Origin of the sequence: Mesorhizobium shangrilense (assembly GCF_040537815.1) — a bacterium.
Classification (GTDB): Bacteria; Pseudomonadota; Alphaproteobacteria; order Rhizobiales; family Rhizobiaceae; genus Mesorhizobium; species Mesorhizobium shangrilense.
This window is the reverse complement of the sequence record NZ_JBEWSZ010000001.1, coordinates 3,284,100-3,301,394: the sequence shown is the minus strand read 5'-3', so window position 1 is coordinate 3,301,394 and position 17,295 is coordinate 3,284,100. Positions and strand designations below refer to the sequence as shown.

The 17,295-nt window shown below is 62.2% G+C and carries 16 protein-coding genes; 15 read left to right on the top strand and 1 reads right to left on the bottom strand.

Translation table 11 applies throughout. From position 1 onward, the window contains the following. The first annotated feature begins 1 nt into the window (after position 1). The 6 genes from ABVQ20_RS16220 (at position 2) to ABVQ20_RS16195 (ending at position 6,064) form a co-directional block, all read left to right on the top strand. Complete coding sequence (locus tag ABVQ20_RS16220; protein ID WP_354460528.1) at positions 2 to 1,321, top strand: extracellular solute-binding protein; 1,320 nt, start codon at positions 2 to 4, stop codon at positions 1,319 to 1,321. Continuing rightward, positions 1,321 to 2,229 (top strand): carbohydrate ABC transporter permease, encoded by a 909-nt coding sequence (locus ABVQ20_RS16215; protein WP_354460527.1) that lies wholly within the window; start codon positions 1,321 to 1,323, stop codon positions 2,227 to 2,229. The genes ABVQ20_RS16220 and ABVQ20_RS16215 overlap by 1 nt, the downstream gene beginning before the upstream one ends. Further along, entirely contained in the window at positions 2,226 to 3,044 is an 819-nt protein-coding gene (locus ABVQ20_RS16210) for a carbohydrate ABC transporter permease (RefSeq protein ID WP_354460526.1), read from the top strand. The genes ABVQ20_RS16215 and ABVQ20_RS16210 overlap by 4 nt, the downstream gene beginning before the upstream one ends. Positions 3,045 to 3,141: 97 nt before the next feature. Continuing rightward, positions 3,142 to 4,134 carry an inositol 2-dehydrogenase gene (iolG, locus tag ABVQ20_RS16205; RefSeq protein ID WP_354460525.1) on the top strand — a complete coding sequence of 331 codons (993 nt, stop codon included), beginning with the start codon at positions 3,142 to 3,144 and terminating at the stop codon, positions 4,132 to 4,134. A 31-nt stretch (positions 4,135 to 4,165) separates the two neighbouring features. Continuing rightward, the gene (locus ABVQ20_RS16200; protein ID WP_354460524.1) at positions 4,166 to 5,104 is read left to right on the top strand and encodes a sugar phosphate isomerase/epimerase family protein; all 939 of its coding nucleotides are present in this window, start codon (positions 4,166 to 4,168) and stop codon (positions 5,102 to 5,104) included. A 369-nt stretch (positions 5,105 to 5,473) separates the two neighbouring features. Further along, complete coding sequence (locus ABVQ20_RS16195; RefSeq protein WP_354460523.1) at positions 5,474 to 6,064, top strand: NAD(P)/FAD-dependent oxidoreductase; 591 nt, start codon at positions 5,474 to 5,476, stop codon at positions 6,062 to 6,064. A 198-nt stretch (positions 6,065 to 6,262) separates the two neighbouring features. Here ABVQ20_RS16195 and ABVQ20_RS16190 read toward each other — a convergent pair whose 3' ends face one another. After that, the gene (locus ABVQ20_RS16190) at positions 6,263 to 7,120 is read right to left on the bottom strand and encodes a LysR family transcriptional regulator (protein ID WP_354460522.1); all 858 of its coding nucleotides are present in this window, start codon (positions 7,118 to 7,120) and stop codon (positions 6,263 to 6,265) included. Positions 7,121 to 7,218: 98 nt separating this feature from the next. On the opposite strand from ABVQ20_RS16190, the gene ABVQ20_RS16185 reads away from it, so the two are divergent. The 9 genes from ABVQ20_RS16185 (at position 7,219) to ABVQ20_RS16145 (ending at position 17,287) form a co-directional block, all read left to right on the top strand. Next, the gene (locus ABVQ20_RS16185; protein ID WP_354460521.1) at positions 7,219 to 8,556 is read left to right on the top strand and encodes an aspartate aminotransferase family protein; all 1,338 of its coding nucleotides are present in this window, start codon (positions 7,219 to 7,221) and stop codon (positions 8,554 to 8,556) included. A 31-nt stretch (positions 8,557 to 8,587) separates the two neighbouring features. Beyond that, the gene (locus tag ABVQ20_RS16180) at positions 8,588 to 9,040 is read left to right on the top strand and encodes a cobalamin B12-binding domain-containing protein (RefSeq protein WP_354460520.1); all 453 of its coding nucleotides are present in this window, start codon (positions 8,588 to 8,590) and stop codon (positions 9,038 to 9,040) included. Further along, positions 9,037 to 10,038 carry a methylmalonyl Co-A mutase-associated GTPase MeaB gene (gene meaB / locus ABVQ20_RS16175; protein ID WP_354460519.1) on the top strand — a complete coding sequence of 334 codons (1,002 nt, stop codon included), beginning with the start codon at positions 9,037 to 9,039 and terminating at the stop codon, positions 10,036 to 10,038. The genes ABVQ20_RS16180 and meaB overlap by 4 nt, the downstream gene beginning before the upstream one ends. After that, complete coding sequence (locus tag ABVQ20_RS16170) at positions 10,035 to 11,726, top strand: methylmalonyl-CoA mutase family protein (protein WP_354460518.1); 1,692 nt, start codon at positions 10,035 to 10,037, stop codon at positions 11,724 to 11,726. The genes meaB and ABVQ20_RS16170 overlap by 4 nt, the downstream gene beginning before the upstream one ends. 10 nt (positions 11,727 to 11,736) lie before the next feature. After that, the gene (locus ABVQ20_RS16165) at positions 11,737 to 12,486 is read left to right on the top strand and encodes an enoyl-CoA hydratase/isomerase family protein (protein WP_354460517.1); all 750 of its coding nucleotides are present in this window, start codon (positions 11,737 to 11,739) and stop codon (positions 12,484 to 12,486) included. Between the two features lie 7 nt (positions 12,487 to 12,493). Continuing rightward, positions 12,494 to 14,122, top strand: coding sequence for an AMP-binding protein (locus ABVQ20_RS16160; protein WP_354460516.1), 1,629 nt, complete (start codon positions 12,494 to 12,496; stop codon positions 14,120 to 14,122). 19 nt (positions 14,123 to 14,141) lie between these two features. Continuing rightward, complete coding sequence (locus ABVQ20_RS16155; protein WP_354460515.1) at positions 14,142 to 15,227, top strand: AraC family transcriptional regulator; 1,086 nt, start codon at positions 14,142 to 14,144, stop codon at positions 15,225 to 15,227. A gap of 75 nt (positions 15,228 to 15,302) precedes the next feature. Further along, positions 15,303 to 16,070, top strand: coding sequence for a 3-hydroxyacyl-CoA dehydrogenase (locus tag ABVQ20_RS16150; protein WP_354460514.1), 768 nt, complete (start codon positions 15,303 to 15,305; stop codon positions 16,068 to 16,070). Positions 16,071 to 16,096: 26 nt separating this feature from the next. Continuing rightward, positions 16,097 to 17,287 carry an acetyl-CoA C-acyltransferase gene (locus ABVQ20_RS16145; RefSeq protein ID WP_354460513.1) on the top strand — a complete coding sequence of 397 codons (1,191 nt, stop codon included), beginning with the start codon at positions 16,097 to 16,099 and terminating at the stop codon, positions 17,285 to 17,287. Positions 17,288 to 17,295 lie beyond the last annotated feature (8 nt).

Below are 17,295 nucleotides of genomic sequence, written 5' to 3'. Positions count from 1 at the left end.
AATGACGCATTCCAGCAGAAGCAGACTTACTCGCCGCTCCGTACTCAAGGGAGGAATTGGCCTCGCGCTTGCCACCACGGCCCTGACCGCGATCGGGCTGCCTGTCCCGGCCAGAGCGGCCGGCAAGAAGGTGATCATCGGCGCCTTCGCCGATGGCGGCCTGACGCCGTTCAAGCAGAAGATCATCCCGCTGGCCAAGGATGCCGGCTTCGACATCGAATTCCTCGAGGATGAATATGGCGTGACGCTGGAGAAGTGGTTCGCCGACGCCAAGAACAGCGCCGGCCAGTACGACCTCTATCTTCTCGACGATCCATGGGTGCCGCAGTTCGGTGCCGCCAACGTGCTCGAGGATCTTGGAGCGGCCGGAGTTGACGGCGGCGACAAGGACTGGATCGGCTCGATGATCGACATGGGCTACTGGCCGCCCCAGAAGGGTCCACGCGTGAAAGGTTTCGAAACCACCACGCCGACCCTCATCTGCGTGCCGTTCGTCGGCGACCTGCAGACCCTTACCTACCGCAACGATGTCTACACGAGCGGCGCGCCAAAAACCTGGGACGAAGTCATCGCCAAGGGCAAGGAAGGCGTCGCGGCGGGCAAGATCAAGTATCCGGTCGTGTTCCGCGGCGTTTCCGGAAATCCGATCGTGACCAGCTGGTATCCGGTCTTCCTGTCGTTTGGCGGTTCCTTCTTCGACGACAAATGGAACCCGGTCTTCAATTCGGCGCAAGGCAAGGCTTCGGCTGAATTCTTCGTCGGCACCATGAAGCAGAACGCGCCGAGCGGCGTTGTCGAGTTCGACTCCGATCAGGAAGGCGCCGCGATCCTGGGCGGCGAAGCCGGCGCGATCATCCAGTATTCCGGCAATGCGCTGAAGGCCGACGATCCGACGCAGACCAAGGTGGCGGGCAAGCTCGATTTCGGCGTCGTGCCGAAGCAGACATCGGCGATCGCCCAGATGGGCATCTTCATCGCCGGCATTCCGAAATCGGCGCCGAACAAGGCCAACTCGGTCGAGTTCCTGAAATGGTATGTCAGTGCCGACATACAAGCCAAACTGTCGGAGGCAGGCTCCATTCCGGTCAAGCGCAGCGCCTTCGGCATCGCCAAGCCCGGCAACCGCTTGATCCCGGTCGCGCTGCAGCAACTAGATGCTGGCGCGCTGCCGCGGCCGCGCACGCCCGACTGGGCCAAGGTGGAGGAACTGCTCGGCATTGAGCTCAACAAGGCCCTGCAGGCCGGTTCGGGTGGCGGCGCCGCGTTGGACAATGCCGCCAAGCAGGTCAAGGACTACCTGACCACGGTCGGCTATTACTGATGGCAAAAGGCGGAACGCAGATCCGCAAATACCGTCTGCAGGGGGCGGGGCTCGACCTCGCCCTCCCTTATCTCATGTTGGCGCCGGGACTGCTGATCGTGCTTGGCGTGCTTGTCTATCCGCTCTGGGACGGCCTGCGCGCCAGCACCAAGGTCTATCGCTACGGATCGGTCGTCGCCGATGCCGGCATGCAGAACTACATCAAGCTGTGGAGCGACCCGCAGTTCCTGAACTCGCTGTGGGTGACCGTCAAATTCGTCGCCCTGTCGGTCACGTTCGAGACAATACTGGGCTTCGCCCTGGCGTTGTTTTGCCTGCGGGAATTTCGCGGCATTCGGTTGCTCAGAACTATCCTGATCATCCCGATGGTGATCACGCCGGTCGTCGTCGCCATCGTCTTCCGGCTGATCTATGCCAGCGACGCCGGCATGCTGACGGCGATCTCCGTGTGGATGGGCGGCGGCCAGGTGCAAATCCTCGGCAGTCCTGTCAAGGCCTTTATCGGCCTCGTCATTCTCGATGTCTGGGAGTGGACGCCGTTGATGTTCCTGATCCTGCTAGCCGGCTTGCAATCGCTGCCACACGAGCCCTTCGAGGCCGCGCGTGTCGATGGCGCCGGCAGTTGGCGGGTGTTCGCCGATCTCACATTTCCGATGATGCGGCCCGTCCTGGCGATCGCCATCGTGCTTCGGACGATCGACGCCTTCGGTACCTTCGACCAGGTGTTCGTGCTCACCCGGGGTGGACCGGGCGAGGCGACGCGGCTGGTCTCGATCTATGGCTACGACACCGCCTTCAAGTTCCAGCAGACCGGCTATGCGGCCGCGCTGTTCGTGACCATCGGGCTGGTCGTGCTTGCCTTGGCCTTCAGCGCCGTGCGGCTTCTACGCAGGGTCGACGCGTCATGAACAGTCGTCTGGCGCGGATCGGGGTGATGAGCGCGGTACTGGCCATCGTGCTGTTGCCCATCTACTGGCTTGTCTCGACCTCGCTGAAGTCCAATCGCGAGATCACCCAGGAAGGCACGCTCTATCCGCATGTCCCGACACTGGACAATTACATCAGGCTGTTCACCGAGAAGCAGTTCGGCGCCTATCTGACCAACTCGCTGGTGGTGACGTTCTTCTCGGTGGCGATCGCGCTGGTGGCCGGTTCGATGGGGGCCTATGCGATTGCGCGCTTTCGCCTGCCTTTCGCAATGGAGCGCAAGGTCGGCCTGTTCCTGCTGACGCTGCGCATCGTGCCGCCGGTGGTCATCCTGATCCCGGTCTACCTGCTGATGCTCAAGCTCGGCCTGCTCAATAGCTGGTTGGGGTTGATCGCTACCTACACAGCGTTCAACATCACCTTCTGCGTCTGGATGATGGAAAGCTTCTTTCGTGAAATCCCGGTGGATCTCGAGGAAGCCGCCATGGTTGACGGAGATTCCCGTTTCGGTGCCTTCCGGCGCATCACGCTGCCGCTGGCTGCACCGGGCCTCGCCGCCACCGCCATCTTTGCCGTGCTTGTCACCTTCAACGAATTCCTGTTCGCGCTGGCGCTGACGGCCACGCCCCGGGCGATGACGATGCCGCGCGGCACGGCCACGCTGATCGGCCGCATCGACACCGACTGGGCCTCGATGGCGGCCGCCGGCGTCATCGGCGCGCTGCCGATCGTCTTCTTCGCGCTTCTGGTGCAGCGCCACCTCGTTCGAGGGCTGACCATGGGAGCCGTGAAATGACGGCCCGGCTCCGCGACCATTCACCTCAATCCGGCAACCGTGTCGGCAACACACAAGGCCGCTCGACACCAGCCGGTCTGTCAGGGAAGTCAAACGCATGATCGATGTTTGTCTGTTTGGAGCGGGCCTCATCGGCCAGGTGCATGCCGGCAATCTGGCGCGCCATCCCCGGGTGCGCCTGCGGTACATCGTCGATCCGAACACCGAGGCCGCTTTGAGGGTTGCGTCTCTGACGGGCGCCGAGATCGTCGATACAGAGACCGTCATGAACGACCCGTCGGTGCGCATGGTGTTCATCGCTTCGGCGACAAGAACCCATGCGGACCTCGCCATGGCCGCCGCCGCCCAAAGCAAGGCGATCTTCTGCGAAAAGCCGATCGACCTTGATCTCAAGCGCACCGACCAGTGCCTGGCCGTCGTCGAGAAGGCGGGCGTGCCTTTCCAGATCGGATTCAACCGCCGGTTCGACCCTAGTTTTCGCGCACTGAAGGCGCGCCTCGACCAGGGCGAGATCGGCACCGTTGAGCAAGTCATCATTACCAGCCGGGATCCCGAGCCGGAAACCGAGGAAGCGCTGGCTGGAGGAGGGGGCGTCTTCCGGGAGATGACCATCCATGATTTCGACATGGCGCGAAACCTGCTGGGCGAGGAGCCAGTGGAAATGTTCGCGACAGGCTCGTCGCTGGTCGCGCCGCAATATGCGAAGCTGGGCGACTACGATACCGCGATGTTTGTGTTGCGCACAGCCTCCGGCAGGCAGTGTCACATCAACAACAGCGTCAGGGCCGCCTACGGTTACGACCAGCGCATCGAGGTGCATGGCGCCGAAGGCATGCTGCGGGCCGGCAACAGGGTGCCGACATCGGTGGAGATGTCCGGCGCGAAGGCGATATCGCGCGATAAGCCGTATTACTTTTTCGTCGAGCGCTACGGCGAGTCCTACGCGGCCGAAATCGATCATTTCATCACCTGCGTCGAAACGGGCCGTAGGCCGGACGTCACCGCCAGCGACGGCCGCAAGGCGATGATCCTTTGCGAGGCGGCACTCGCCTCCGCCCGGTCGGGTAGGTTCGAGGCCGTCAGGTTCTAGGTCCGGTGTGACCCAAACGAGGAGCTTTCAGATGAAGATCGGCATGATCACGGACAGCCTTGGCAATCTCGGCTTCGACGAGATGCTGCGCGCCTCGGCCGAGCTTGGACTCCAGACGCTGGAGTTCGCGTGCGGCAACTGGTCGTCGGCGCCCCACATCGATTTGCGGGCAATGCTGGCCAGCCCGACAACGCGCCGGGAATTCGTTGCCAAGATCAGGGATCACGGTCTGACGATCGCGGCGCTTAATTGCTCGGGCAATCCGTTGCATCCCGGGCCGCAGGGCGCGGTGCACCATGCGGTCACGCAGGATACGATAAGGCTGGCCAGCCTGCTGGAGATCGACCGTGTTGTCATGATGTCAGGCCTGCCGGGCGGACCGGGGGACGCCAATCCGAACTGGGTCATCACCGACTGGCCGCCGGAGTGCCTGGAGATCCAGCGCTACCAGTGGGACGAGCGGATCATTCCCTACTGGCGCGACCTCGTCGCGTTTTCGAACGACCTCGGCATCCACAAACTGTGCCTGGAGCTGCACGGCCATCAGGCCGTGTACAACGTCCAGACGCTGTTCAAGCTTCGCGACGCTGTCGGTGAAACGGTGGGCGCCAATTATGACCCCAGTCACCCACTCTGGATGGGCGCTGACCCGATTGCCGCCGTTCGCAAGCTCGGATCCGCGATCTACTACGTCCATGCAAAGGATACCCGGATCGAACCGATTCCCGCGGGCATCGACGGCACGCTCGATGCCCGCCCGCCAACTCTGTATGCTGAACGAGCCTGGAATTACATCACTCTTGGATATGGTCACGGCGAGACCTGGTGGCGGCAGTTCTGTACCGCGCTCAAGCAGGCCGGCTACGACGATGTGTTGTCAATCGAGCACGAGGACATGATGCTGTCGCCGATGGAAGGTATGCGAAAATCCGTTGCGCTGTTGCGCAACGTCGGTATCAACCTGTCATAAAGCGAGGACACGCCGAGGCTCGGGCTGAGAGAGCATCGTCGCTACTCGACCTCGGCGACGAACTCAACTCCGAACAGGTCGAGCTTTGGCGCCAAGGTGCGAAGTCCCAGTTTCACAGAGCGCCTTGAGCCGGGCGGATCAATACGGCACAGACGTAACCAAATTCGAGGGTGAAGGCGTTCCAGGCGCGCTTGCGGCCCTCAACAGTGAACTTGCACGCCGGCGTTATCCATCTCGACCACGAGGTGCCTCACATCTCGGTCGAGCCGCGCGAAGATCCTGACGACCCACGTGAGATCAAGACAGCCTCATCGGTGCGCAGGATTCCATTGGTCGGCGTGGCACTAGAGGTGTTCAAGAGGTACCCTAATGGCTTTCCGCGGTACAAGGATTGCGAGGCGTCGCTATCAGCCCTGCTCGACAAGCACTTCGAGCACCACAAATTGTTCCCAACCGACAAGCACACTGTCTATTCGCTGCGGCATTCGTTTCCATGCTCGAGCCCTTGGGCATTTGCATACCCATGGTGCGCAAGCGCGGCTACCACAGGCATTACCAAGCCGACCGCCTTCCAGGCAGGCCGTTGTTGATGTCGCCGCCTCCGCTCTCTACTGCCCGATGACCCAGGGGCTCCGGCTGACGACGGGAGCCGAGATTGCGCGCTTCCCCCTGGTAAAGACGCCCCGACAACTGGTCCGCGCCGAACGCATGGCGCGCGAGGCAATCGATTTCGGTGAAGCCGTCGAGCCTGAGCCCTGGGCAGGCTGGCGTCCGTGCATGCCGGACATGCTTCCGGTCGTTGGCGCCGTTCCGGAAAAGCCCGGCCTATGGTGCAATTTTGGCCACGGCCATCAGGGGTTTACGCTAGGACCCTCGAGCGCCCGGCTATTCTTAGTACTGGTGCACGGCAGAGCCGAAGACAAGCTTTCTCAAGCTGTGTCGCCTGGCCGCTATCTCTGAGCCGACGGGCGTCGCCTGGCTGCAGGCATCCCATCCGTTTCGGCTGTGTGCTTCCACTGGTGCTATCGCTACCCCCAGTGATTGCCTTTGCGAGCCAGGTCTAGCGGGATGCCAGAAGTTCTCCCAAAGCTCAGGCAAGCGCGCTGAGCGCTGCGAGTCCATTCCTTGACAACAGCTTGGCAGCGGACAGCGGGGTCCTCAGAGGGACGGAAGAACGCTTCGGATGTGGTTGGCGAATGCCTCGACTGCAGGCGATCGTTCAGAGTCGGCAAAAGCGATCAGAACTCCAAGGCGGCTCAATTGGGGAAGGGGGGCGTTCAGAATATGGAGGTCGGGTGGGACCGCCTCCTGAGTCATCACGCTTATTGCCAGACCAGAGCGCGCAACGGCAATCAACCCGGCAAGGCTGTTGCTCGCGTAGGAAATCTTATATTGCAGCTTTGCGTTGGCCATGGCGTCGCATGCGGCTCTATGGTCCATGGCATTCGATGCCGGCAGGGCCAAAGGCACAATGTCGCCGAAATTGTGAAGTGCCAGGGTCGGTTTGCTGCCTACCCACACCAGTGCTTCCGTCCGTACAATTTCTTCTGAACTGTTTGCATTCGGAGTCGAGACAAGCGCCAAGTCGATCTGGCGCGAGTGCAGAAGCGTTCGCAATTCAACTGTCGGCGCCGAAACGACCTTGATCTCGACATCTGGGTATCTGGTTCCGAAGCTCTTCAAGAGTGCGGGGAAGAACGCACTCAAATAGTCTTCGGGGCTGCCGAAAGTCATCGAACCGTGCAAGCCCTTGTCCGAGAACGCCGAAATTGCTTCGTCATGGATTTTGAGAATGCGCTCCGCGTAGGCCAGGAAGCGCTCTCCACTGCCGGTGAGGCGGACGCCGCTGCCGCTTCGATGAAACAGGCTTTGGCCGAGCGCGTCCTCGAGCCGTTGGATCTGCATGGTCACCGCGGATTGCGTGCGTCCTACCTGTACCGCCGTCGCACTGAGGGTCCCAGAGTGGGCCGCACGAACGAATGTCGCCAGGAGCCTGAGATCGAGTGGAGCTTGCATATCAATTCTGCTGATATCTGAATCCGAATACTATCAATTTTACTGCAGTCACGCCAGCCGCTAGTTGTCATGTTGAGCGCTTTTAGCGGGAGTGTGAAATGTCAAAAAACTTGGACAGCGGGTTTTGGGCCTCGGCCCGGAATCACCTCATACGGTATGGCGGCACCTTCGAGCCGGCCATCATCGAGCGCGCCGCCGGCTGCTTCGTCTATGACGCGGACGACAGGGCGATCCTCGATTTCACCTCGGGTCAGATGAGTGCGCTGCTCGGGCACGCTCACCCCAGGATTGTTTCGACGGTGAGCCGGCAGGTCGAAAGGGTGGCACACCTCTTCAGCGGCATGCTGTCGCGTCCAGTGGTTGAACTCGCCGAGCGTCTGGCCGCGCTGGCGCCGGGTCTCGACCGGTCGTTGTTGCTGTCGACGGGCGCCGAGTCGAATGAAGCAGCCATCCGGATGGCGAAGCTGGTGACCGGCAAGCACGAGATCGTTGCCTTCTCGAAGAGCTGGCACGGAATGACCGGAGCCGCGGCGTCGGCGACATACAGCGCCGGCCGCAAGGGCTATGGCCCCGCGGCGGTCGGATCGCTCGCGATCCCCGCGCCCAACAGTTTCCGGCCGCGCTTCAAGCATGCTGACGGCTCCCTGGACTGGCGCACCGAACTGGACGATGCCTTCGCGCTGGTCGACAGCCAGTCGACCGGAAATCTCGCCGCCTTTGTCGCCGAACCGATCCTGTCGAGCGGCGGCATGCTGGAACTGCCGCCCGGCTATCTCGCGGCGCTGAAGCAGAAATGCCGCGAACGCGGCATGCTGCTCATCCTCGACGAGGCGCAGACCGGTATTGGCCGCACCGGAACCATGTTCGCCTTTCAGCGAGATGGCGTCACACCGGACATTCTGACGCTCTCCAAGACCATCGGCGCGGGTCTTCCCTTGGCGGCTGTCATGACAACAGCTGAAATCGAAGAGGCCGCGTATGAGAAGGGTTTTCTCTTCTACACCACGCATGTTTCCGACCCGCTGCCGGCGGCTGTGGGCCTGGCCGTGCTCGATGTGGTGGAAGAAGACAAGCTCGTCGAACGGGCGGGCGTTATGGGCGCGCGGCTGTTCGACGGACTGTCGAGGCTGAAGCAGCGCTACGAATGTGTCGGTGACGTGCGCGGGCGTGGCCTCATGCTTGGGGTTGAGATCGTCAAGAACGGCCAGCACAGGGATCCCGACCACGAGCTCGGCGCCAGAATTGCCGCGGAAGCGTTCAAGCGCGGCCTGAGCATGAACATCGTCAAACTGCCGGGGATGGGCGGCGTGTTTCGCATAGCGCCGCCGCTGACGATCTCCGAGCAGGAACTCGATCTCGGTTTGCGTATCATTTCGGAATCGATCGAATCCGGGCTTGCCGCCAATGCGGGCCTTTCCGGCATTGCCGCGGAATGAAGGGCGCATCGGACAAATGACGGATACGATCATGACAGACGGGAACCCCGGCGCGGCCTCGGATAGCGAAGTGCATTCGCCTGGCACCATCCGGGTGCTTGTCGCCAAGCTCGGGCTCGACGGCCACGATCGGGGCGCCAAGATCGTAGCCCGCATCCTGCGTGATGCCGGCATGGAGGTCGTTTATACCGGTCTCTACAAATCGCCCAAGGAAGTCGTCAACGCCGCGATCCAGGAAGACGTCGATGTCATCGGCGTCAGCCTGTTGTCGGGTTCGCATGTCCCGCTGTTTCGAGAACTGGGGCGCTGCCTTCGGGACCACAAGGCCGAGCACATTTTCGTTGTCGCAGGTGGTGTCATTCCTGAACAGGATTATGCGACGCTGCTTGAAAGCGGGGTCGACGCGATTGTGCCGCAGGAGGCCCGCGCCGATCTGATTGTCACGACAATCAGGAACCTGATCGAGGCCCGTGGCCGCATATGACCGCATCTAACCCTGCAAAACCGGTCAAGCGCTCCGCTTACGTCCCCTCGCTTGAGTTGGTGCGCGACGTGCGTGCCGGCGGCGTTCTGGCCATTGCCCGGATGATCTCCCGCGCTGAGGCCGGATATGCGGAGGCTTCGGAGGCCCTGGCGCAAATCTACAAGCACACCGGCAAGGCCCACATCGTCGGCATCACCGGCGTGCCGGGCGCCGGCAAGTCCACCCTTGTCTCTGCCCTCATCAAGGCCTTCGCGTCGGACGGGTCCAAGGTCGGGGTCGTCGCGGTCGACCCAAGCAGCCCGTTTTCCGGCGGCGCCATCCTGGGCGACCGGGTCCGGATGAACGATGCGGCCGAGTCCTGCCAGGCCTTCATCCGCAGCATGGCAACGCGCGGTCACCTTGGCGGCCTGGCCCGCTCGACGCTTCAGGCGGTCGATATTCTCGATGCCGCCGGATACTCGCCAATCATCATCGAAACCGTCGGCGTCGGCCAGGATGAGGTGGAGGTGGTGACAGCCGCTCATACCATCGTGGTCCTGTCCGCTCCCGGGCTCGGTGACGACATCCAGGCGATCAAGGCAGGTATCCTGGAAATCGCCGACATCCACGCCGTCAGCAAATGCGACAAGCCGGAAGCGGCAGCCACGATCTCGGCCTTGAAAGGCATGATGGCGCTCGGAACGGCCAAGACAGACTCCGCGTGGAATCCTCCGGTCTTGCCGGTCAGTTCGGTGTCGGGCGAGCGGATCGGCGATCTGAAAGACGCCATTGGCCGCCACTGGGTGCATTTGCGAGAAAGCGGGGAACTGGCGGACCGCCAGCGCGGCATTTGCAAGACGCGGATACTTGGCACCGCCAGGCACCTTTTCCAGCAGAAGTTCAATGATGAGGCTGGGGAGGTGGAGAAGCATATCCAGGCCGTGGTGAACCGCGACATGGATCCAACCGTCGCCGCCCGCCTGTTGCTGGGCTGGGACAATGAGGTGCGTCCGAGATGAATCTGTTCTCAGCGCCGGCGATCGAAAACGTCAGGGAAAGGCAGGCCGAGTGGGAAGTCAACGAACTCGCGGCGGCCTTGAAAAACAGGCCCGAAGAAAAGCCTGACTACGAAACCGAGTGCGGGATTCCGCTGAAGCGGATTTATACGGCCGCCGACGTTGCTGATATCCCGGCGAGCGACCTCGGCTTTCCGGGCGCCTATCCTTTCACGCGTGGCGCCTATCCCACAATGTATCGCGGGCGCCCATGGACCATTCGCCAAGTGGCGGGCTTCGGCAATCCGGAAGCTACGAACCAGCGTTACAAATACATGATCCAGACGGGTCAGACCGGCCTTTCGACGGACTTCGATCTGCCGACTCTGCTTGGCCTGGATTCAGACAATCCGATGGCCTTCGGCGAAGTGGGCCGCGTTGGCGTCGCCATCGATACGGTGGACGATGTCGACCGTCTTTTCGATGGCATCGACCTGGAAAAAATATCCGTCTCCCTCACCATCAACCCTTCGGCCTGGGTCATCTACGCGATGTTCGTCACTGTTGCCGAACAGCGCGGCTACGACCTTCACAAGCTGACCGGGACATTGCAGGCGGATCCGCTGAAGGAATACGTCGCGCAGAAAGAATGGATCTATCCGGTGCGACCCGCCGTCAGGCTGCTGCGTGACCTGATCATGCACAGCGCAAAGGCGACGCCGAAGCTCAATCCGATCAGCCTCAGCGGATATCATCTGTCGGACGTCGGCGGAAATGCGTTGCAGGAAATCGCGTTCATCATGGCCTTCACCATCGCTTATTGCGAAGAGGTCATCGAGGCCGGAATGGACATCGACGATTTCGCGCCGAGGCTGTCCTTTTTCTTCATCAGCCATCAGGATTTCTTCGAGCAGATCTGCAAGTTCAGGGCGGCCCGGCGCGTCTACGCCAAGATCATGTCGGAGCGGTTCGGTGCCAAAAAGCCCGAATCCATGCGGCTGCGGGTGCATGTGCAGACCGCCGCGATGAGCCTCACGAAAGTCGAGCACCACAACAATTTGATGCGGACCGCCATCCAGGCCCTCGGCGCCGTGCTGGGCGGTTGCCAGAGCATGCATACCAACGGTCTCGACGAAGCCTTCGCCATTCCGACCGAAGAGGCGATGAAGCTGGCGATCCGGACCCAGCAGATCATCCGTGACGAGATCAACGTGACGTCGGTCATCGATCCCCTTGGCGGTTCGTATTTCATAGAGCGCCTTACGCGGGACATGGAAGACGAAATCTGGAAAGTGCTGGATGAGGTGAAGGAACGCGGCGGCGCCATCAAGCTGGTCGAGGAAGGCTGGTTCCAGCAGAAGCTGGCCGACTCCGCGTACGCGACCTTCAAGAAGATCGATACGGGCGAAAAAATCTCGGTTGGCGTCAACCGCTATGTCGATGAGACCAGCGATTCCGCCGAGGTCCACATCCATCCCTACGACGATGAATGCACGCAGCTGCAGATCGACCGTTTGAATGAGGTCCGCGCCAACCGGGACAGCGATCGCGTTCAACATCTTTTGAAAGAGCTCGCCCAACAGGCCGGATCCGACGACATCAACCTGCTGCCGAAGACCATCGAGCTCGTGAAGGCAAGAGCGACGCTGGGCGAGATTTGCAGCTCGCTGCGGGATGTCTGGGGTTCCTATGCCGAACCGATGATCGTCTGAGGAGGACACCATGACGCAAGCAGTCATTTCCAGAAACGACGGGCCTGTTGCCTGGATCAAACTGAACCGGCCCGAACGGCTCAACGCCATGAACCGGCAGCTCGTCGATGAACTAGCCGCCGCGCTTGCGAAAGCCGAGGCGCAAGTGGATACCCGTGTCATCATTCTCCATGGGGAAGGGCGCGCCTTCTGCTCCGGGGACGACCTCAAGGACCTCGATGCGCAAACCGTGTCCGAGCCAGCGACGCAGGCCTGGGTCGAGGCGATCCAGAACGTCACCCTTCAGATCATGCAATCCAGGAAGATCGTTATTGCCGCGGTGCATGGCTGGTGCGTGGGCGGGGCTCTCGAATGGGCCATCAACTGCGATTTCCGGTTGTTTGCCGACAATACCCGCTGGTTTTTCCCTGAGGTCACCTATGGGCTGTTCGTGACCGGCGGCGTGACGGCGCTGTTGACCAAACAGGTCGGGCCGCAGGTCGCCAAGGAACTGATGATCCTGGGCGAACGGCACGACGCCGCAAAGGCTGTCGAGGTTGGCATCGCATGGAAACTCGTCGCCGAAGCCGAACTGCTTAACGAAGCGAGAAAACTGGCGCTCACGATCGCGGAGCGTCCCGCGAGCGCGGTGTCGGACATCAAGCACGCCATCAACGAAGGCTTTCACTCATCCCTCGCGGACGCAATGGCGCTGGAGACCAAAGCCACTGTCAGTGGCTTCATGTCTCCAGAGGCTCAAGCGCGAGCAAAAGAGTTTTGAACGCGCCATGACAATTCACGACGCCTCATCACCCCCCTACATCCCGGGCAGGCACGAAGACGAGCTCGAAGGCCGGGTGTTGCCCAGGATACTGTTGAAGCAGGCCGAACGGCTCGGAGCCAGGAAATTCCTCGAAGTCCGCGGGCGCTCCGTGAGCTTCGAGGACATGCTGCTGATGTCGAGCCAGCTGGCGCGCGGCTTGCGCGAGCTGGGTGTCGGCCGCGCGGACCGCGTGGCGATGCTGCTGCCCAATTGTCTTGAACTCGTCGCGATATGGTTTGCGGCATCAAGTCTGGGCGCGATCGAGGTGCCGAACAATCCCGGCCTGAAGGGGGAGCTCCTCTGCCATAACCTCAACAATTGCGGCGCAGAGGTGCTCGTTACAGACGCCGATGCTCTTGCGGAACTCGCAAGGGTTCAGGACGACCTGCCCAATCTGCGGACGCTCATCCTCGTGGGCGTTGATCCGGGTGAGGCGCGGGCGGCAGGCATCAGGATCGCCCGGATTGTCCGTTTTGAGGAATGTCTGGCCTCGCGGCCGGATTATGATCTGGCCGAAGTCCATTACTCCGACCCGATGGCCATCCTGTACACGTCGGGTACCACCGGCCCCGCCAAGGGGGCGTTGATGTCTCACCATCATTGCTATTCCTGGGCTGCGGCAATGGCATCCAACCTCGGCTACACGACCGGCGACAGTTATTTCTCGGCCTTGCCGCTGTTTCACACCGACGCCCAGATGTTCGGTGTGTTCATGCCCCTGATCTACGGGACGCAATCGACGCTGGTCGACGGCTTCAGCGCGTCGAGGTTCTGGGACCAGGTCCGCGCCAGTGGCGCCACGGCGACAAATCTGCTGGGCGCCATGGCCGTCATGCTGATGCGCGCGCCGCGGTCCGGGAACGACAGCGGCAATCCCGTCAAAATATGCCAGTGCATTCCCATGGTTCCGGACAAGGAGGCTTTCGAGCGCCGCTTCGGCATGAAACTTGTCACCGGCTACGGCCAGACCGAAACCAGCTTTGTAACGTTGGACACGGCGGATGAAACGAGACCGGGCTCCTGCGGCCGGCCGCATCCGGACTGGGAAGTGGCGATCGTCGACGAAGCCGACAGGCGCCTGCCGCCCGGCACTGTCGGCGAAATCGTTTCGCGCCCGAGCAAGAGCTGGAGCATGTTTTCCGGCTACTATCGTGCAGACGCCAAGACGGTGCAGACGCTCAGGAACCTTTGGTATCATTCCGGCGATGCCGGCTTTCTGGACGAAGACGGCTGGCTCTATTTCAAGCATCGCCTCAACGAGGCGATCCGGCGTCGGGGCGAGAACATTTCCGCCTACGAGGTGGAAACCGTCGCTGAAAAACACCCCGACATCGTCGAGAGTGCGGCTTTCGGAATTCCGTCGGAATTCACCGAGGAAGACATCATGGTTGTCGCCATGCGCAAACCGGGGTCCGCGCTGGAACCCGCCGCTCTGCTCGACCACTTCCGGGAGCTCGCGCCTCGCCACATGGTTCCGCGCTACATCGAGATTACCGACACCCCGCTGCCGCGAACGCCGACAGAAAAAGTCGCCAGGAACGCCTTGCGGCAGCGCGGTGTGAGCGATGCCACATTTGATCGCGGACAGCGTTAGAGCGGCGGGGTCATAAGCGGTGGAACGTCGAATGATCGCTCCCTGTTTCATGGACGATACGCTCGAATGCCTTCGCCGCCACAACGTGGAGATCGAACCCCTGCTGGCGCGGGTGGGCCTGCCGCCGGTCATTTCCCAACCGATCTCCGCGGAGCAATATGGCGCGCTTTGGCATGCCGTTGCCGAAACCATGGACGACGAGTTCTTCGGCGAAGGGGCTCGGCCGATGCGGTCCGGCAGCTTCGCGCTGCTGTGCCACGCGCTGCTGTCGACCAAGACGCTGGAGCATGCGCTGCGCCGAGGCCTGCGATTCCTGCGCGTGGTCCTCGATGATCCTCACGGCCAACTGATCGTCAGGAACGGACTTGCCGAGGTCATCTTGGAGGACGCCAGTCCGCTGCGCTCGGCCTTTGCCTACCGCACCTTCTGGATCATCGTCCATGGCGTGAACTGTTGGCTGGTGGGCCGGCGCCTGCCGATCCGCTGGGTGGATTTCAAATGCAGCGCGCCACCCGACGGAACCGACTACCGCCTGTTTTTCGGCGCCCCGGTGCGGTTTGATCAGCGGGAAAGCCGGCTTGTCTTCGATGCCGATTTCCTGACGCTGCCTGTCATCCGTGACAACAGCGCCTTGCGGGAATTCCTGCGCCAGGCGCCAGCCAATATTCTGGTGCGGTATCGCCACGATGAGGGGCTCTCCGCCGCTGTTCGCGGACGCCTGCACATGACGGTTCCGTCCGCGTGGCCAAGCTTCGAGACACTCGCCGCGGGAATGCGTATGCAAGCGCCGACCTTGCGCCGGCGCTTGCAATCAGAGGGGCAGACCTATCGCTCCATCAAGGATGAAATGCGCCGAGCCCTGGCCATGGAAGCCTTGCTTGGCGGCAGCCGAAGCGTGGCCGATCTGTCCGCCGATATCGGCTTTTCCGAACCAAGTGCCTTTCATCGGGCATTCCACAAATGGACCGGCAAAAGCCCCGCGTCGTTTCGCCGAGAGGCCGCATCGAGGCTCGATGCACAGGACCGTTCGCCCGCGAACTCGGCGGGGCCGCAGGCACGGCACGCATCGAACGGCAAACATTGCAAAATCGATCACCAAATCTGAGCGCTTCGGTCATCGTATGCCACTTTGCTCCGTTGCAACATGTTCGGGCGAGGCATTCTCGCGCGGGCATGAACAATGCGGATCAAGGATAGCGTTTTTTTGGTCACCGGCTCCGGCTCCGGATTGGGAGCCGCGGTTGCACGCATGTTCGCCGCTGAAGGCGCAAACGTTCTTGCCATCGATGTGAACGCTGCGGCCGGCGAAAAAGTCGCCGCGGAACTGGGCAGCGCCGTGCGCTTTCACCGGGCCGATGTCACCAGCGAAATCGACGGCATTGCCGCGATTGATGTTGCCACGAACACGTTCGGGCGCATCCACGGGCTGGTGAATTGCGCGGGCATAGCGCCGGGTGAAAAGGTCCTCGGGCGGGACAAGCTTCACAGCCTCGAAAGCTTCGCGCGCACGATTGCGATCAATCTCGTCGGCACCTTCAACATGTTGCGGCTTGTCGCCGACCGCATGGTGAAGGGAGAGCCCGATGCTGATGGCGAGCGCGGCGTGATCGTCAACACAGCCTCGATCGCGGCGTTCGATGGGCAGGTCGGTCAGGCGGCCTACGCGGCGTCAAAGGGGGGTGTCGCCGCGCTGACGCTGCCGGTCGCTCGGGAGCTGGCTCGCTATGGCGTACGCGTCGCCACCATCGCCCCGGGCATCTTTGAAACACCCATGATGGCGGCCATGCCGCAAGAGGTGCGGGACGCGCTCGGCGCGAGCGTGCCGTTTCCGCCGCGCCTGGGCCGTCCGGATGAGTATGCCAGCCTGGTGAAACACATCTGCGAGAACATGATGCTGAACGGCGAGGTTATCCGCCTTGACGGCGCGTTGCGCATGGCGCCGCGATGACGGGCACTGCAGGAGGGATCGGCTGGGTGACCACTCGTGATCCGATAGTCATCGTCGGCGGCGCCCGCACGCCCCTTGGAGGGTTCCAAGGCGCCTTCAAGGACGTTGCCGCCGCGCAGCTTGGCGCGGCCGCTGTCCGGGCCGCCTTGGAGCGGTCCGGAACCGGGATGGATCTCGTCGATGAGGTGCTGTTGGGTTGCGTGCTGTCCGCCGGTCAGGGCCAGGCGCCCGCGCGCCAAGCCGCCATCGCCGCCGGCCTGCCGCTCAGTGTCGGTGCCACGACCGTAAACAAGATGTGCGGGTCCGGCATGATGTCGGTGATGCTGGCCCACGACCGCATTGCCGCTGGTTCCGCGGCGATCGTCGTGGCGGGTGGCATGGAGAGCATGACCAACGCGCCGTATCTCCTCGATCGTGCGCGCTCCGGCTATCGGCTCGGGCACGGCAAGATCGTCGATCATATGTTCCTGGATGGCCTGGAGGACGCCTACGACAAAGGGCGGCTCATGGGGACCTTCGCCGAGGACTGTGCGCATGCCTACCAGTTTAGCCGCGGCGCCCAGGACGCCTTCGCGGTCGCTTCGCTGGAAAGGGCGCAGAAGGCCATTGCCGAGGGCAGCTTCATCAAGGAGATCGTCTCGATCACGGTGGCGGCGGGCAAGACCGAGCGCATCGTCGATGAGGACGAGCAGCCTGCGAAGGCAAGACCGGAAAGAATCCCCGCGCTGAAGCCTGCTTTCCGGGAGGGCGGCACGGTAACGGCCGCGAATTCCTCGTCAATCTCGGACGGCGCCGCGGCCCTCGTCCTCATGCGCCGTTCAGAAGCAGACAAGAGGGGCGTTGGCCCGCTCGCCACAATCCGTGGCCATGTCACTTACGCCCAGGCGCCCAACCTCTTCACGATCGCGCCGATCGGCGCCATCCGCAAGCTCTGCGAGAGGATTGAATGGGATCTCGGGGATGTGGATCTCTTTGAGATCAACGAGGCTTTCGCCGTCGTGCCGATGGCCGCGATGCGCGAACTCGGCCTGCCTGAAGACAAGGTGAATGTGCATGGCGGCGCATGCGCGCTTGGCCATCCGATCGGCGCGTCAGGCGCGCGCATCATCGTCACGCTGGTCGCCGCGCTCCGGAAATATCAGCTGAAGCGCGGCATAGCGGCCGTCTGCATCGGCGGGGGCGAGGCCACCGCATTGGCGGTGGAACGCATGCCTTGAACAAGCCG

Excerpts from the sequence above, each read along its gene's own strand:
- ABVQ20_RS16220 (WP_354460528.1), top strand. The coding sequence starts at position 2 with ATGACGCATTCCAGCAGAAGCAGACTTACTCGCCGCTCCGTACTCAAG.
- ABVQ20_RS16215 (WP_354460527.1), top strand. The coding sequence starts at position 1,321 with ATGGCAAAAGGCGGAACGCAGATCCGCAAATACCGTCTGCAGGGGGCG.
- ABVQ20_RS16210 (WP_354460526.1), top strand. The coding sequence starts at position 2,226 with ATGAACAGTCGTCTGGCGCGGATCGGGGTGATGAGCGCGGTACTGGCC.
- iolG (WP_354460525.1), top strand. The coding sequence starts at position 3,142 with ATGATCGATGTTTGTCTGTTTGGAGCGGGCCTCATCGGCCAGGTGCAT.
- ABVQ20_RS16200 (WP_354460524.1), top strand. The coding sequence starts at position 4,166 with ATGAAGATCGGCATGATCACGGACAGCCTTGGCAATCTCGGCTTCGAC.
- ABVQ20_RS16195 (WP_354460523.1), top strand. The coding sequence starts at position 5,474 with ATGGCTTTCCGCGGTACAAGGATTGCGAGGCGTCGCTATCAGCCCTGC.
- ABVQ20_RS16190 (WP_354460522.1), bottom strand. The coding sequence starts at position 7,120 with ATGCAAGCTCCACTCGATCTCAGGCTCCTGGCGACATTCGTTCGTGCG.
- ABVQ20_RS16185 (WP_354460521.1), top strand. The coding sequence starts at position 7,219 with ATGTCAAAAAACTTGGACAGCGGGTTTTGGGCCTCGGCCCGGAATCAC.
- ABVQ20_RS16180 (WP_354460520.1), top strand. The coding sequence starts at position 8,588 with ATGACAGACGGGAACCCCGGCGCGGCCTCGGATAGCGAAGTGCATTCG.
- meaB (WP_354460519.1), top strand. The coding sequence starts at position 9,037 with ATGACCGCATCTAACCCTGCAAAACCGGTCAAGCGCTCCGCTTACGTC.
- ABVQ20_RS16170 (WP_354460518.1), top strand. The coding sequence starts at position 10,035 with ATGAATCTGTTCTCAGCGCCGGCGATCGAAAACGTCAGGGAAAGGCAG.
- ABVQ20_RS16165 (WP_354460517.1), top strand. The coding sequence starts at position 11,737 with ATGACGCAAGCAGTCATTTCCAGAAACGACGGGCCTGTTGCCTGGATC.
- ABVQ20_RS16160 (WP_354460516.1), top strand. The coding sequence starts at position 12,494 with ATGACAATTCACGACGCCTCATCACCCCCCTACATCCCGGGCAGGCAC.
- ABVQ20_RS16150 (WP_354460514.1), top strand. The coding sequence starts at position 15,303 with ATGCGGATCAAGGATAGCGTTTTTTTGGTCACCGGCTCCGGCTCCGGA.